General features: G+C 72.2%; 10 protein-coding genes. 7 read left to right on the top strand and 3 right to left on the bottom strand.

Annotated features, from left to right (window positions below; genetic code table 11):
• Positions 1-115: 115 nt before the first annotated feature.
• Positions 116-1,441 (bottom strand): radical SAM protein, encoded by a 1,326-nt coding sequence (locus G7Z13_RS27770; protein ID WP_166002957.1) that lies wholly within the window; start codon positions 1,439-1,441, stop codon positions 116-118.
• Positions 1,442-1,617: 176 nt separating this feature from the next.
• Here G7Z13_RS27770 and G7Z13_RS27765 point away from each other — a divergent pair, with 176 nt between their 5' ends.
• From G7Z13_RS27765 to G7Z13_RS27735, 7 genes are all read left to right on the top strand, one after another.
• Entirely contained in the window at positions 1,618-2,898 is a 1,281-nt protein-coding gene (locus tag G7Z13_RS27765; protein WP_166002956.1) for a D-arabinono-1,4-lactone oxidase, read from the top strand.
• A 144-nt stretch (positions 2,899-3,042) separates the two neighbouring features.
• On the top strand, positions 3,043-4,293 hold the full coding sequence (locus tag G7Z13_RS27760) for an ROK family transcriptional regulator (protein WP_166002955.1): 1,251 nt from the start codon (positions 3,043-3,045) through the stop codon (positions 4,291-4,293).
• An 18-nt stretch (positions 4,294-4,311) separates the two neighbouring features.
• Entirely contained in the window at positions 4,312-6,204 is a 1,893-nt protein-coding gene (locus G7Z13_RS27755) for a glycoside hydrolase (protein WP_240926360.1), read from the top strand.
• A 179-nt stretch (positions 6,205-6,383) separates the two neighbouring features.
• Positions 6,384-7,649, top strand: coding sequence for an extracellular solute-binding protein (locus G7Z13_RS27750; RefSeq protein WP_166002954.1), 1,266 nt, complete (start codon positions 6,384-6,386; stop codon positions 7,647-7,649).
• A gap of 19 nt (positions 7,650-7,668) precedes the next feature.
• Positions 7,669-8,637, top strand: a complete 969-nt coding sequence (locus tag G7Z13_RS27745; RefSeq protein ID WP_166002953.1) for a sugar ABC transporter permease — start codon at positions 7,669-7,671, stop codon at positions 8,635-8,637.
• Positions 8,634-9,476 (top strand): carbohydrate ABC transporter permease, encoded by an 843-nt coding sequence (locus G7Z13_RS27740; protein ID WP_166002952.1) that lies wholly within the window; start codon positions 8,634-8,636, stop codon positions 9,474-9,476. The genes G7Z13_RS27745 and G7Z13_RS27740 overlap by 4 nt, the downstream gene beginning before the upstream one ends.
• 25 nt (positions 9,477-9,501) lie before the next feature.
• The gene (locus G7Z13_RS27735) at positions 9,502-12,363 is read left to right on the top strand and encodes a glycoside hydrolase family 2 TIM barrel-domain containing protein (RefSeq protein WP_166002951.1); all 2,862 of its coding nucleotides are present in this window, start codon (positions 9,502-9,504) and stop codon (positions 12,361-12,363) included.
• 115 nt (positions 12,364-12,478) lie between these two features.
• On the opposite strand, the gene G7Z13_RS27730 is transcribed toward G7Z13_RS27735, so the two are convergent.
• On the bottom strand, positions 12,479-12,997 hold the full coding sequence (locus tag G7Z13_RS27730; RefSeq protein WP_166002950.1) for a hypothetical protein: 519 nt from the start codon (positions 12,995-12,997) through the stop codon (positions 12,479-12,481).
• On the bottom strand, positions 12,994-14,428 hold a 1,435-nt coding region (locus G7Z13_RS27725; protein ID WP_166002949.1), incomplete at its 5' end, for a PHP domain-containing protein. The genes G7Z13_RS27725 and G7Z13_RS27730, both read right to left, overlap by 4 nt.

The following is a 14,428-nucleotide window of genomic DNA, read 5'->3' as shown; positions in this document are numbered from 1 at the left end:
CTGCGTGCGCATGCGAGGTCAACTCACCGCAGGCGCAAGGGGAGTTGTGGGGTACCTCGGGGGCGGGACGACCCTTTCACGGTGACCCCACGACTGACAAGCGCTGTCCCCGGGTTCACTGTCCGGCAGGAACGGCCTCCTGCGCGGGCAGGCTGTCCATGAAGGAGCTGACGGAGAAGACGGCGCGGCCGGGGCCGGGCGGGCCGTATCCGGGCGGGGAGGACAGGCCGAACTCGTCCATGGTGGCGCGGTAGGCCTCCAGCAGCCGGATGTGGTACTCGAGCGGGGCGCCCTGCGGGTTGGCCTTGCCGAGCGGGGTGGTGGGCTCGGGGCACCAGGTGGTGAAGCGCGGGGTGATGCCGTGCGACATGAAGAAGCGCAGGCCCTCGGTGGTGGAGGCGATCGCCTCGTCGACGGTCTTGAAGCCGAACGGCTCGGCCATCTCGACGCCGGCGACGAAGTTGGGGATGACGTTGCGGGCGCCGAAGACGTCCGCCGAGTCGAGGATGCGCTTGTGCCACTCGTCGCGGCCGACGTAGCGCTCCTTGCCGGGGCAGTACATCTTGAACAGGTACTCGTCCCACACCTCGTAGTTGGGGTGGTAGATCCGCACGCCGTAGTCCTTGAACCGCTGGACGTCCGCCTTGGGCAGCGCCTGGGCGACGACCTTGCCGATCCAGCGGCCGGGGAAGCGCTCCTCGATGGCCTTGGCGTAGTGGCCGTAGAAGTCGGCCTCGTCACGGCCCGCGACGGTCTTGGTGATGGCGCCGCCGGTGAGGGTGTAGGCGGTGGACGCCTTCTGGGTGTCGTACCGGTCGATGATCTCCAGGGCTTCGAGGACCTCCTCGACGTCCTTGACCCCGGTGTAGGGCCGGCCGGCGGCCTTGTGCTGGCGCCAGTTGTGGTTGATGTCGCAGTACTGGCACTCCTCCTTGGCGCCGAAGTACTGGCAGACCCGGAAGACGGTGAGGTAGATCAGGTAGCCCCACTGGATGGTGGGGGCCACCTCCATGACGGACTTCCCGTTGGAGAGGGTGTGCCGGTAGTACTCGGGCATCGGGGGCACGCCGACGTCGGCGATGCGCTTGCCGTCGAGGTACAGGCCGAGCACGCCCGCGTCGTCGGCGGCGACCCGGTACGGCGAGGACGGGTTCACCCGCACGGAGACCACGGTCCGGCGCAGGTCGTACGGCCCTCCGGTGAGGATGATCTCCTCCGGCGGGCGGCGCAGCGCGGCCTCGCCCAGCTCGGGCAGGGTGCCGTGGTCGAAGGAGAAGATGAAGTACGACTTCGGCTTGACCTCGCCGTCCTCGTTGTCACTGAGCGCCGAGGGGTCGAAGGCCACACCTCCGCGCAGCAGGTCCTCTTTGAAGACCGCCTCCCGCGGCACGTGCGGGAAGCGCTCCATCAGATCCTCGACGAGCGCGGTGCGGCTGCCCATCCGTGTCTCCTCCCTGCGGCGATTCGGTGGTGCGCGTGCGAGTCCTCACGGTATGCCCCTTGCCTGTGGGGGTGTGCAGCCGGGGTGGGTCCGCCGCCGTGTCGCCGGTGATCCGGAGAGCGCTCTCGGCCGGTCGTTACACTGCCTCCTCCGCGCTTTTGGGGAGGGACCACCGTATGACCGAGACGGCATCCGTGACCGGCGAGACCGCGCCGGTGACGAACTGGGCGGGCAACATCACCTACACCGCGAAGGAGGTGCACCGCCCCCGCACCCTGGACGCGCTGCGGGCCGTCGTCGCGGGCAGTGTCCGGGCGCGGGTGCTGGGCAGCGGGCACTCGTTCAACGCGATAGCCGAGCCGGGGCCGGAGGGGGTGCTGCTGTCGCTGTCGGAGCTGCCGGCCGGGATCGACGTGGACACCGCGGAGCGTACGGTCCGGGTCTCGGGCGGGGTCCGGTACGCGGAGCTGGCCCGCGCGGTGCACCGGCACGGGCTGGCGCTGGCGAACATGGCCTCGCTGCCGCACATCTCGGTGGCGGGCTCGGTGGCGACCGGGACGCACGGCTCGGGGGTGGGCAACGCCCCGCTCGCGGCGGCCGTGCGGGAGGTGGAGCTGGTCGTCGCCGACGGGTCGGTGGTGCGGATCGCGCGCGGGGACGAGCGGTTCGGCGGCGCGGTGACCTCGCTGGGCGCGCTCGGCGTGGTGACCGCGCTCACCCTCGACCTGGAGCCGGCGTACGAGGTGGAGCAGCACGTGTTCACCGAGCTGCCGGCGGCCGGCCTGGACCTGGCGGGGTTCGAGGCGGTGATGGGGGCGGCGTACAGCGTGAGCCTGTTCACCGACTGGGGCGCGCCCGGTTTCCGGCAGGTGTGGGTGAAGCGGCGGACCGATCAGCCGTACGCCGGGTTCGACCGGGCCGCGCCCGCGACCGAGGCGATGCATCCGGTGCCGGGGATGCCGGCCGTGAACTGCACCGCGCAGTTCGGGGTGGCGGGGCCCTGGCACGAGCGGCTGCCGCACTTCCGGGCTCAGTTCACGCCGAGCAGCGGGGACGAGCTGCAGTCGGAGTACCTGCTGCCGCGGGCGTCGGCGATCGACGCGCTGTCCGCGCTGGACGCGGTCCGGGGGGCGGTCGCCCCCGTCCTGCAGACCTGCGAGATCCGCGCGGTCGCCGCCGACGAGCAGTGGCTGAGCCCGGCGCACGGGCGGGACTCGGTGGCCGTGCACTTCACCTGGGTCGCGGACACGGCGGCCGTGCTGCCGGTGGTGCGGCGGGTGGAGGCGGCGCTGGACGCGTTCGGGGCGCGGCCGCACTGGGGCAAGGTCTTCACCGTGCCGCCGGCGGTGCTGCGGGAGCGGTATCCGCAGCTCGGGGAGTTCGCGGCGCTGGCCGCGGAGCTGGACCCCTCCGGCACGTTCGCGAACGTCTTCGTGCGGGACGTCCTGGCGGGCTGACCCACCGGACGCACCGCCGCCGGACTTTATCCACCCCCTTTCCGAACCCCTTGTCGAAAGTCCCCGTTCCCCATAGCCTTGCCGCGCGCCGGTGCCGACGTGCCCGGCCGCGCACGAGCCGAAGGACGGGGGGGGACAGACCCGGTGAAGCGCACATCCCGCGACATCCGCACCGCGAACCGCTACGAGGTGCTGCGCCAGATCATCGCCGCGTCCCCCACCTCCCGGCAGGAGCTGGCCGCCGCGACCGGGCTGAGCCTCGCCACGGTCGCCACCCTCGTCGGCGAGCTGCTCGACCTGGGGATGATCACCGAGGTCGGGTTCGAGGACTCGGCGGGCGGGCGCCCGCGGGGCCTGGTCGCCGTCAACGCGTCGGGGGGCGCGCTGATCGGCGTGGACATCGCCGAGACGTACGTCCATGTCGAGCTGTTCGACCTGGCACTGAACGTGCTGGCCCGCGCCGAGGAGGACATGCGGCCCGGCGAGAGCCGCCCCGAGCAGGTCGTCGGCCACGTCGCGGCGGCGGTCGGCTCGGTGGTCGCGCAGGCCGGGGTGGCGGGCGCCCGGGTGCTGGGCGTCGGGGTGAGCGTGCCGGGGCAGGTGGACCGGGAGACCGGGGTCGCGGAGTACGCGCCCAACTGGGACTGGCACGACGTGCCGCTGCTCGACCTGCTCGGCGAGCACATCGCCTACCCGCTCCACCTGGACAACCCGCTGCGCGCCTGCGCCGTGGCCGAGCTGTGGTTCGGGGCGGCGCGCGGGCGAGGGGACGCCGTGGTGGTGAACCTCGGCACCGGGGTCGGCGCCGGTCTGGTGCTGGGCGGCGGGCTGCACCGCGGGGTCAGCAACAGCGCCGGCGAGTGGGGGCACACCACGCTCGTGCTGGACGGCCGGCTGTGCCACTGCGGCAACCACGGCTGCGTGGAGACGTATGTCGGCGCGCCCGGGATCATGCTGAACCTGCGGGAGCTGAGCCCCGGCAGCGCCCTGCTGCACCCGGAGGACCAGACCGCCACCGTGGACGCGCTGGCGCGCGGGGTCGCCGCGGGCGATCCGGTCGCGGTCAAGGTGGTCCGGGACACCGCCCGCTATCTCGGCGCCGCGATCGCCGACCTGGTCAACCTGCTCAACCCCGAGGTGGTCGTGCTCAGCAGCTGGGTCGCGGCCACGCTGGGCGAGCCGCTGCTCGCCGAGGTGCGCGAGGCCGTCGCCCGGCACGCGCTGCGGCGTCCGCTGGCCGCCACCGAGATCGTCCTCTCCCCGATCCCCACCGACCCGGTGTGCCTGGGCGCGGCGACGTTCGCGCTGGAGGGCGCCCTGCGGCCGGCCGGGGCGCAGAGGGCCGTACGACGTCACACCACCCCTGCGAGGAGCCGTACCGCACCGCCTTCATGACGACGGAAGGGATGCACGTTGCGCACCAGCAGATCGATTCTCGGGACGGCCGCGGCCGCGGCCGCGCTGGCCGTCACCGGAGCCCTGATGTCCGCGCCCCCATCGACCGCCGCCGCACCCCCGTCCACCACCGCCGGACCCAGCAGGGCCGCCGCCGCACCCAGCACGGCCGCCGCGACCGCCGAGGTGTCCCCTCACCCCGCCCAGACCATCGACAACATCGGCGCGTCCGGCGCCTGGTGGGTCAACGACCTGAAGAACTTCGACCCGCGGGTCCGGGCCCGGGTCGCCCGGCTGCTGTTCTCCGAGCGGGGCCTGGACCTCAGCGCCTACCGCTACAACATCGGCGGCGGCGGCACCGGCGTGACGTACGCGCCCCGCGCCCCCGAGGACTTCCGCGGCGACGACGGCACGTACGACTGGAGCAGGGACGAGGCGGGCCGTACGTTCCTGGAGTACGCCGCCGAGTACGGCGTGGAGGACCTGATCGGGTTCGTCAACAGCGCGCCCGCCGGGTGGAAGACCAACGGCAAGAGCTGCGGCGGCCATCTGGAGGCCGGGCACGAGCGGGACTTCGCGCGCTACATCGCCGACGTCACCGACCACTTCGCGAAGCAGGGCATCCGGCTCGACTACATCAGCCCGTTCAACGAGCCGACGAACAGCTTCGACTCCTGCGGCCAGGAGGGCATGCTCGTCGACGTCGGGCAGCGCGACGACATCGTGCGGGCGCTGGGCGCCGAGCAGCGGGCCCGGAAGCAGCGGACGGGCATCATCGCGGACGAGTCCACCAGTACGGTGAAGTTCCACGACGAGGTCCCGCGCTGGATCTCGCAGCCGGACACGGCCCGGTACGTCGACAAGCTGGCCCACCACACCTACGACAACCCGTCCGACGGCGACCGGGCGAGGGTGCTCGAGACGGCGAAGTCCGCCGGCCGGGCGTCCTGGTCCACGGAGATCTGCTGCTTCGGCAAGGGCGGCACCGGCTGGGCGCAGGAGTACGACCCGACGATCGACGGCGGTCTGAGCCTCTCGCGGATCGTCCACAAGGACTTCGCGACCGCCCACGACTCGGCGTTCCACTGGTGGGTCGCCCTGTCCGAGATGATCGGCACCGACCCGTACGCGAAGAACGACCAGGGCTGGAACGACGGCCTGATCTACTACGACCCGGACTACGCGGAGAACGGCAACCAGACGCTGTACTTCACCAAGCGGTACTACGCGCTCGGCCAGTACAGCAGGTTCGTGAAGCCGGGCGCGGTGCTGCACAACGTGACCGGCGCGCCGCCGGGCGTCGAGGTCAGCGCGTACGACCGGAAGGGCACGTGGGTGGTCGTGGTGAACAACCACAACACCACCGACACCGCGCTGAACCTGCACCTCAACAGCAAGACGCCGGTCCGCGCGACCAAGGCCGTGCGCACCTCGGCCACCGAGGACTGGGCCTCCGTCGCCAGGCCCTCGGTGAGCGGCGGCACGGTCTCCGCGACGCTGCCCGCCCGCTCCATCACGACGTACGTCCTCGACCAGAGGGGCGGGCCCGGCAGCTCGGCCCTGACCGGCGCCTGGCAGGGCGAGCAGTCCGGGAAGTGCCTGCCGGCCGACGTCTCGGGGGCCTCGATCGCCACCTGTACGGGCGGCGCGGAGCAGTCGTGGTCGTACGACGCACGGGGCGCGCTGAAGGGCGCCGGCGGGTATCTGACGGCGACGGCTTCGGGGCTCGCGACCAGCCCGGGGTTCACGGGGGCGGCGGGGCAGCGCTGGCTGCTGAACGCGAACGGGCAGATCGTCAGTGAGGCGTCCGGGAAGTGCCTGGACGTCAGCGGTGAGGCGACCGCCGACGGCAGCCGGGTCATCCTCCACAGCTGCACCGGCGGCGCCAACCAGGCCTGGTTCCGGCGGTAGTTCATCGCCCGGATGGTGGCGGGCGCCGTCGGTGCGGCTCCCGCCTTCCCCTCACGTTCGGCATCCCGAACGTCACGCAACGTTTCGAACAGACTTCGATCAACCCCTTGCCGAAGGATTAGCCGAAGGTTAGCGTCCCGCACCGACCGCAGCCGCACTCGACAGACAAGGACGTCAGCATGCCGGCATTCAGCACCACCTCATGGGAGCGCCGATCCGTCCTGCGGGCCGCGATGGGCCTGGCCGCCGCCGGCGGGCTGGCCGCGTGCGGCGGCAACAACGGCCGGGGCGGCGGGGCGGGGTCGGGCGAGAACCTCGTGCAGTACTTCCACGCCTACGGCGAGCCCGGCACCGAGCAGGCCGTCAAGCGGTACGCGAAGGCCTACCGGAAGGCGAACGTCCGCACGCAGTGGATCACCGGCGAGAACTTCGAGAGCAAGCTGTTCTCGGCGCTGCTCACGGACAACGCGCCGGACCTGTTCGAGTTCCACCCGCAGATCCAGCTCGTGCGCAGCGGTCAGGTGGCGGATCTGACGGACCTCGTCGAGCCGGTGAAGGACGACTTCCACCAGGCGGACATCGCCTCACACACGGTCGACGGGAAGATCTACGGCGTCCGGATGATCGACGACCCGCAGTTCTTCTTCTACCGCAAGTCGATGTTCGAGAAGGCCGGTGTCGGCGTGCCGGCCACGCTGGACGAGCTGATCGAGGCCGCCGCCAAGCTGACGACGGACAAGGTCAAGGGCGTCTTCCTCGGCAACGAACTGGACGCGATCGTCCGGCCGTTGATCTGGGCGGCCGGTGCCGACACCCTCGACGGGAACAACCGGATCGCCTACCACACCGACGGGGTCAAGGAGGGCCTGGTCAAGCTGCGCGAGCTGTTCACCAGCGGTCATCTGCTGCTCGGCGCCCCGACCGACTTCTGGGACCCCTCCGCGCTCAACCAGGGCCTGACCGCGATCCAGTGGTGCGGGATGTGGGCGATGCCGCAGATGCAGCAGGCACTCGGCGACGACCTCGGCGTCTTCCCCTTCCCGAAGGTGACCGACGCGGGCAGGCCCGCGGTGTACAACGGCGGCTGGTCGATGTTCGTCAACGCCAGGAGCGGGAACGTCGACGCGGCCAAGGAGTACGTGAAGTGGCTGTGGATCGACCGGAAGGACTACCAGGAGGACTGGGCGCTCTCCTACGGCTTCCACATCCCGCCGCGCCTGTCGATCGCCGGGTCGGCCGGGAAGCTGAAGTCGGGGCTGCCCGCCGAGGGCGTGCGCCTGTTCGACGAGTACGGCCACTTCGACAACATCGGCTTCACCCAGGCCATGATCGACGCCGTCGAGGACGTGGTCGGCGACTGCGTCCGCGCCGGCGGGGACCCGGAGGCCGCGCTGGACAAGGCCGACGGCAAGGTCAACCGCGAGCTGAAGAAGCTCTTCGGATAGGCCGGCGGGAGACCACGCCATGCCGACCACGACCACACGCGGCGTCGAGGGCCCCGCCCCGGCGTCCACGGCCTCCCCGGCCCGGCCGCGGCGCGGGCTGCGGGGCAGCCCCACCGCCGGCTTCTGGCTCTTCACCGGCCCCTTCCTCATCGGACTCGCGGTCTTCGTCTACGTCCCGATCGGCTGGAGCCTGTGGCTGTCCTTCTTCGACGCCCGGTTCACCGTCACGCCGAGCGAGTTCATCGGCTTCGACAACTACCGGTACATGCTGACGCACGACGACTTCATGGGGTCGCTCGTCACCTTCACCGTCTTCGCCGCGTTCATCGTGCCCACCACCTGGGCGTTCTCGCTGGCGCTCGCGCTGATGGTGAACCGGCTGCGGTTCCTGCGGGCGTTCTTCCGGTCGGTGTTCTTCCTGCCGACGGCGGTGAGCTACGTCGCCGCCTCGCTGATCTGGAAGATGTCCATCTTCAGCGGGGTGCGCTTCGGGCTGATGAACACCGTCCTCGGCTGGTTCGGCGCCGAGGACATCGCCTGGCTGGCCAGCCCCGACCCGCCCTGGTACTGGCTGGTCGTCGTCACCGTCCGGCTGTGGCTCCAGGCCGGATTCTTCATGATCCTGTTCCTGGCCGCGCTGCAGAACATCCCGCGGGAGCTGTACGAGGCCGCCGCCCTCGACGGGGCGAAACCGGGCTGGCAGACCTTCCGGCACGTCACCCTGCCCCAGCTGCGGGCCACCTCGACCGCCGTGATCCTGCTGCTGCTCGTGCAGGCGTACCAGGCCTTCGACGAGTTCTTCACCCTGCTCTCCAACGCCACCTGGGGCCGCCCGCCGCTGGTCGAGCTGTACTACGTCGCCCTCGGCGAGAACCAGGACTACGGCGCCGGCAGCGCGGGCGCGGTGATCCTGACGCTGCTGATCTGCCTCGTCACCCTGCTCCAGGGCAGGTTCATGGGCTTCGGCAGGGGTGAGGGTTCCCGATGAGCAAGGTCCGGCGCGGCAGCGTCCTCGCCTCCACCGGCCTCTACGCCGCCACCGGGGCCGCCGCCCTCCTCTTCCTCGTCCCCTTCTACCTGATCGTCCGCAACGCCCTGATGACGGATCCGGAGATCACGGGCGAGGAGTGGGCGTTCTTCCCCGCCGACATCCAGTGGGGCAACATCACCGAGCCGTTCGACGACCCGACCGTCGACTTCGCCCGCTCCCTGTGGAACTCGCTGGTCGTCGGCGTCCTGCACACGGCCGGCACCCTGCTGGTGTGCTCACTGGCCGGATACGGCCTGGCCCGCATCCCCTACCGGCACGCCGACAAGGTGTTCTACGCCGTGCTGGCGACCCTGATGGTCCCGACCGCCGTCACCTTCGTGCCCAGCTTCGTGCTGGTGTCGTCACTCGGCTGGGTGGACACCTACCGCGGGCTGATCATCCCCGGCCTGTTCAGCGGTTTCACCTGCTTCCTGTTCCGGCAGTACTTCCTGGGGTTCCCCAAGGAGCTGGAGGAGGCGGCGCGCGTGGACGGACTCGGCTACTGGGGCGCGTACTGGCGGATCGTCGTGCCGAACTCGCTGAACTTCTTCGCGGCGATGGCGACGATCACGTTCATCAGCGGCTGGAACGCCTTCCTGTGGCCCCTGGTCATCGGCCAGGACCCGAGCGCGTGGACCGTGCAGGTGGCCCTCTCCTCGTACATGACGAACCAGACCGTCAACTTCCATCTGATCTTCATGGCCACGGCCATTTCCCTACTGCCCCTGGTGTTCGTCTTCCTCTTCCTCCAGCGCTGGCTGGTGCAGGGGATCGCGCAGACCGGCATCAAGGGCTGACACCCAGGGCTGACCTAGGAGACCGATGTCTGTGCGCACCACCCCCCTCGCCTACGTCGAGGATGTCTCGCCCGGCCGCGGCACCCTGCCGCCGCGCGCCTGGTACGCCTCCTCCGACGCGCCCGCCCTGTCCCTGAACGGCCGCTGGCGCTTCCGGCTGTCCGCGACGGCCGACGCCGAGGACGACGCGTTCGCCGCGCCCGGCTACGACGCCGGCGACTGGGCGGAGATCGCGGTCCCCGGCCACTGGGTCCTCCAGGGCCACGGCGCGCCGGTCTACACGAACCACCTGTACCCCTTCCCGGTCGACCCGCCGCACGTGCCGACCGAGAACCCGACCGGTGACCATCTGCGCGTCTTCGACCTGCCCCCGGACTGGCCGGCGGACGGCGGCGCGGTGCTGCGCTTCGACGGCGTGGAGTCCTGCGCGCGGGTCTGGCTGAACGGCACGGAGCTGGGCGAGTTCAAGGGCTCGCGGCTGCCGCACGAGTTCGCGGTCGGGCCTCTGCTGCGCCCCGGCGGCAACGTGCTGGCGGTCCGGGTCCACCAGTGGTCGGCCGGCTCCTACCTGGAGGACCAGGACCAGTGGTGGCTGCCGGGCATCTTCCGTGACGTCACCCTGGTGCACCGCCCCGAGGGCGCCGCCGGTGACTTCTTCGTGCACGCCTCCTACGACCATGTCGGCGGCGAGGGCACGCTGCGCGTCGACTCCGAGGTCGCCGGGCGGGTCACCGTCCCCGAGCTGGGCGTGGACATCGCGACCGGTGAGGAGGTCACGGTCCCGGTGGAGCCGTGGACGGCGGAGACACCCCGCCTGTACGGCGGGGTGCTGGCCACGCCGGGCGAGCGGGTGCCGCTGCGGATCGGGTTCCGCACGGTCGTCCTGGAGGACGGGCTGATCAAGGTCAACGGCAGGCCGCTGCTGTTCAAGGGTGTCAATCGGCACGAGTGGCACCCCGAGCGGGGCCGCGCCCTCGACCCGGAGACCATGCGCGAGGACGTGCTGCTGATGAAGCGGCACAACGTCAACGCGGTGCGCACCTCGCACTATCCGCCGCACCCGGCCTTCCTCGACCTGTGCGACGAGTACGGGCTGTGGGTGATCGACGAGTGCGATCTGGAGACCCACGGCTTCGTGGAGCAGGCCTGGCGGGACAACCCCGTCGACGACGACCGCTGGACGCCGGCCCTGCTGGACCGCGCCGCGCGCATGGTCGAGCGGGACAAGAACCATCCGTCCGTCGTCGTGTGGTCCCTCGGCAACGAGGCCGGCACCGGGCGCGGCGTGACCGCCATGGCGCAGTGGATCCGCGGCCGGGACGGATCCCGCCCGGTGCACTACGAGGGCGACCCGGACTGCCGGGACACGGACGTGTACTCGCGGATGTACGCCTCCCACGACGAGGTGGAGCGGATCGGCCGCGGCCTGGACGGCGGCACCGCCAAGCGCCGCCGGCTGCCCCTGATCCTGTGCGAGTACGCGCACGCCATGGGCAACGGGCCCGGTGGACTCGCCGACTACCAGCGGCTGTTCGAGTCGTACGACCGGCTCCAGGGCGGCTTCGTCTGGGAGTGGATCGACCACGGGATCACCCACCCGGAGCTGGGCTTCGCCTACGGCGGCGACTTCGGCGAGGAGCTGCACGACGGCAACTTCGTCTGCGACGGGCTGCTCTTCCCCGACCGCACGCCGTCGCCGGGGCTGGCCGAGTACAAGAAGGTGATCGAGCCGGTCCGGATCGAGGGCGGCGGCGACGGCACGGTCCGGGTGACCAACCGCTACGACTTCGCGGACCTGTCGGGACTCGCCTTCACCTGGTCGTACGAGGTCGACGGCGAGACGGTGGCGGCCGGGCCGCTGCCGGTGCCCGCGCCGGCGCCGGGCGAGTCGGCGGAGGTGAAGCTGCCGAGTCCGCCCGCCGGCGCTCCGGCCGGCGCGGAGACCCGGTGGACGGTACGGGCGCTGCCCGCGGAGGCGACCGCGTGGGCGCCGGCGGACCATGTGGTGGCGTGGGGGCAGTGGGCCGTCACCGAGCGGCCCGCGCCGTCCGTCGCGGCGCGTGCCCGGCCCGCGGCGGACGGGCGGGTGATCCGCCTCGGGCCGGCCGTCTTCGACGCGCGCACCGGGGCGCTGCGGACCGTCGGCGGCGTGGCGGTGACCGGTGTGCGGCTGGACGTGTGGCGGGCGCCCACCGACAACGACAACGGGGCGCCCTGGCAGCCGGACGCCCGCTACGGCCTGCTGTGGCGGCAGCTGGGACTGCACCGGATGCGGCACCGGCTGGACGGGGTGGAGCTGTCGGACGAGGCGCTGACCGTGCGCACCCGGGTGGCGCCGGCCGGCACCGACCTGGGGCTGCGCACCGTCCACCGGTGGACCTCGGACGGCGAGCGGCTGCGGCTCGCCGTCTCGGTGACCCCCGAGGGCGACTGGACGCTGCCGCTGCCCCGGCTCGGCGTCCGGCTGGGGCTGGCGCGGGCGGACGCGGTGACGTGGTTCGGCGGCGGCCCCGGCGAGGCCTACCCGGACACCAGGGCGGCGTCGCGGGTGGGCCGCTGGCACTCGACCGTCGACGAGCTGCAGACGCCGTACGTCCGCCCCCAGGAGAACGGGGCCCGCGCCGACGTGCGCTGGGCGGAGCTGGGCGGGCTGCGGATCGAGGGCGACCCGGCGTTCTGGTTCACCGCCCGCCGCTGGACCAGCGAGCAGCTCGACGCGGCCGGGCACCTCACCGACCTCACCGCGGGCGACACGGTGTGGGTGAACCTCGACCACGGGCAGATGGGCATCGGCTCCCAGTCCTGCGGGCCCGGCGTGCTGCCGCGGTACCACCTGCGGGCCGAGCCGGCCGCCTTCTCCTTCGTCTTCTCGGAGGCCGGCGGCTGACGGGCGCGACCGGCCGGTCCCCGGTGGGTGACCGGCCGGCCGCCCGCGCGGGTGGGTGCCCCCGGGGCAGGGGCGGCTGCGCCGGGTGTCCCCCGCGGGTCAGGCTGACGGGGGTTCAGTGATCGGCGCAGCAGGGGGTCGGATCCGGCACCTCGAACGGGGTGAGCCGGCCGCCCGCGGCGGGCATGGCGGTCAGCACCAGCTCGCCCCGCTGCCACTGGGGACGGACGTGGTCCCGGGTCACCAGCGGTGTGCGCGGGTCGGGGTCGCCGGGTCCGCCCAGTACGGTCACCCGGTCGATCGCGGAGCGGGCCAGCAGTTCGGCGACCGTCAGGGTGCCGGTGAGCCGCGCGGCGCCCGGGTAGAGCACCGCGCGGCCCTGTGCGTCGGGTGGGCCGTCCGTCACCTCGTGGCCGCGCGCGGTCAGCCGTTCGCGGTCCACCGGGAGCGGTGTGGCGAGCGAGAGGACGACCCGCGGCCGGCCGTCCCGCACCAGGTGGGTGCAGCCGAACGTACCGTCGGGCAGCGCGAGTTCGGCGGCAATCCCTCGCAGCAGGTGGTCCGCCGCGCGCAGGTCCTTCAGGCCCGCGTCCACGGTGAGGACGTACGGCGGGGCGGGGGGCGGCGGGGTCATGACGGCAGGACCCACACCGGGTTGGAGTAGAACCACAGGTCGCGCCACGGGTCGGCGTCGCCGACGACGTCGATCGCCGGGCCCGCCGGGTCGACGGCGGCGCCCATGGGGCCGACGGCGGTGCGGTTGCCGTCGGTGCCGCGCAGCCGGACGTAGCAGGGGCGGTCGACCCGGCCGAGGTCGTAGGTGAGGCGGACGGTGCCGGTCGCCTTGTTCACCTCGTACGACCGGACGACCCTCGCGGTGGGTGCGGTGAAGGTGTCCTGGTCCCGCGCCTCGCCGGTGACGTCGCCCTGGATGACGTCGACACGGGCCAGCGTGGGCACGAAACCGGCCCAGTTGGGGCCGCCGGCCAGGGCCACGTCCGCCGTCAGCGTGACCCGCGTGCCCTTCTTCACGTGCAGGGCGCCGCCGAGCGTGGCCCAGCGGCCGCCGCCGGTGAGCCGTACGTCGAGGGCGCTGATGAGCTGCCCGTGGTCGACCCAGATCCGGCCCGCGCGGATACCGTCCATGACGGCCGCGTACGAGAAGCCGTCGGCGCCGACGTGGGTGCGGCTGTACTGGCCGGGCCAGTAGTCGCCCTGGGTGATGTCGATCCGGCCGCCGTAGACGGGGTCCGGGTAGCGGCCGTCGGCGGTGAAGTCGCCGCCGGGGCCGCGGACGGCGGTGTCGCCGTAGACCTGGTGGGAGTCGGAGTTGGCGGTGATCCACCAGGGCTTGCCCTCGGCGAGGAGGCTGTCCCACAGGCCGCCGACGGTGGCGGTCATCCAGTCGAAGCCGCCCCAGGTGCGGTACGACTCCGGCGGGTAGCCCGGGAAGGAGTTGGCGCTCGGGTTGTTGTCGTAGATGCCGCGGGCGCGGGCCATGCCGAGCGGTGCGGGCAGACCGGCGGCCTGGTGGCCGGGGGCGCCCTCGAAGCCGACGGCTATCCGGTGCCCGGCGGGCGTCGCGTCGCGCCAGGCGCGGATCTCGTGCGGGGAGTCGACGCCGCGCCGCGCGGGGTGGTTGGCGAGCATGAGCGCGTCCTTGACCTTGCGGCGGCGGACCTGCTCGGAGAGGAAGTTCAGGCCGGCGATGGCCAGGGCCTCGTTGGCGGGCGTGGAGTCGGAGGCGCCCTTGACGGAGCCGTCGTAGTCGGTCTCGAACTGCTTGAGGACGGCGACCTCGTGCTTGCCCGGGTGCACGAAGACGGTGCCGTGCTCCGCGGCCGGGATGTTCCACTCCAGGCCCTGGAAGACGAGGGTGTCCTCGTGGGCGGCGCGGGCCTCGCGGATGTCCGGGTTGACCTTCTCGACGCCGATCCTGGCGTGGGTGGCGCTGCCGTGGTCGGTGATGACCAGCCAGTCCATGCCGTGCCGGGCGCCCTGGCGGACCTGGTCGACGACGCGGTACTTGCCGTCGCTGCTGTACTGGGTGTGGATGTGGTGGTCG

The organism is Streptomyces sp. JB150 (genome assembly GCF_011193355.1).
In the GTDB taxonomy this organism is placed as follows: domain Bacteria; phylum Actinomycetota; class Actinomycetes; order Streptomycetales; family Streptomycetaceae; genus Streptomyces.
This window is presented reverse-complemented; position numbering and strand designations above follow the sequence as displayed.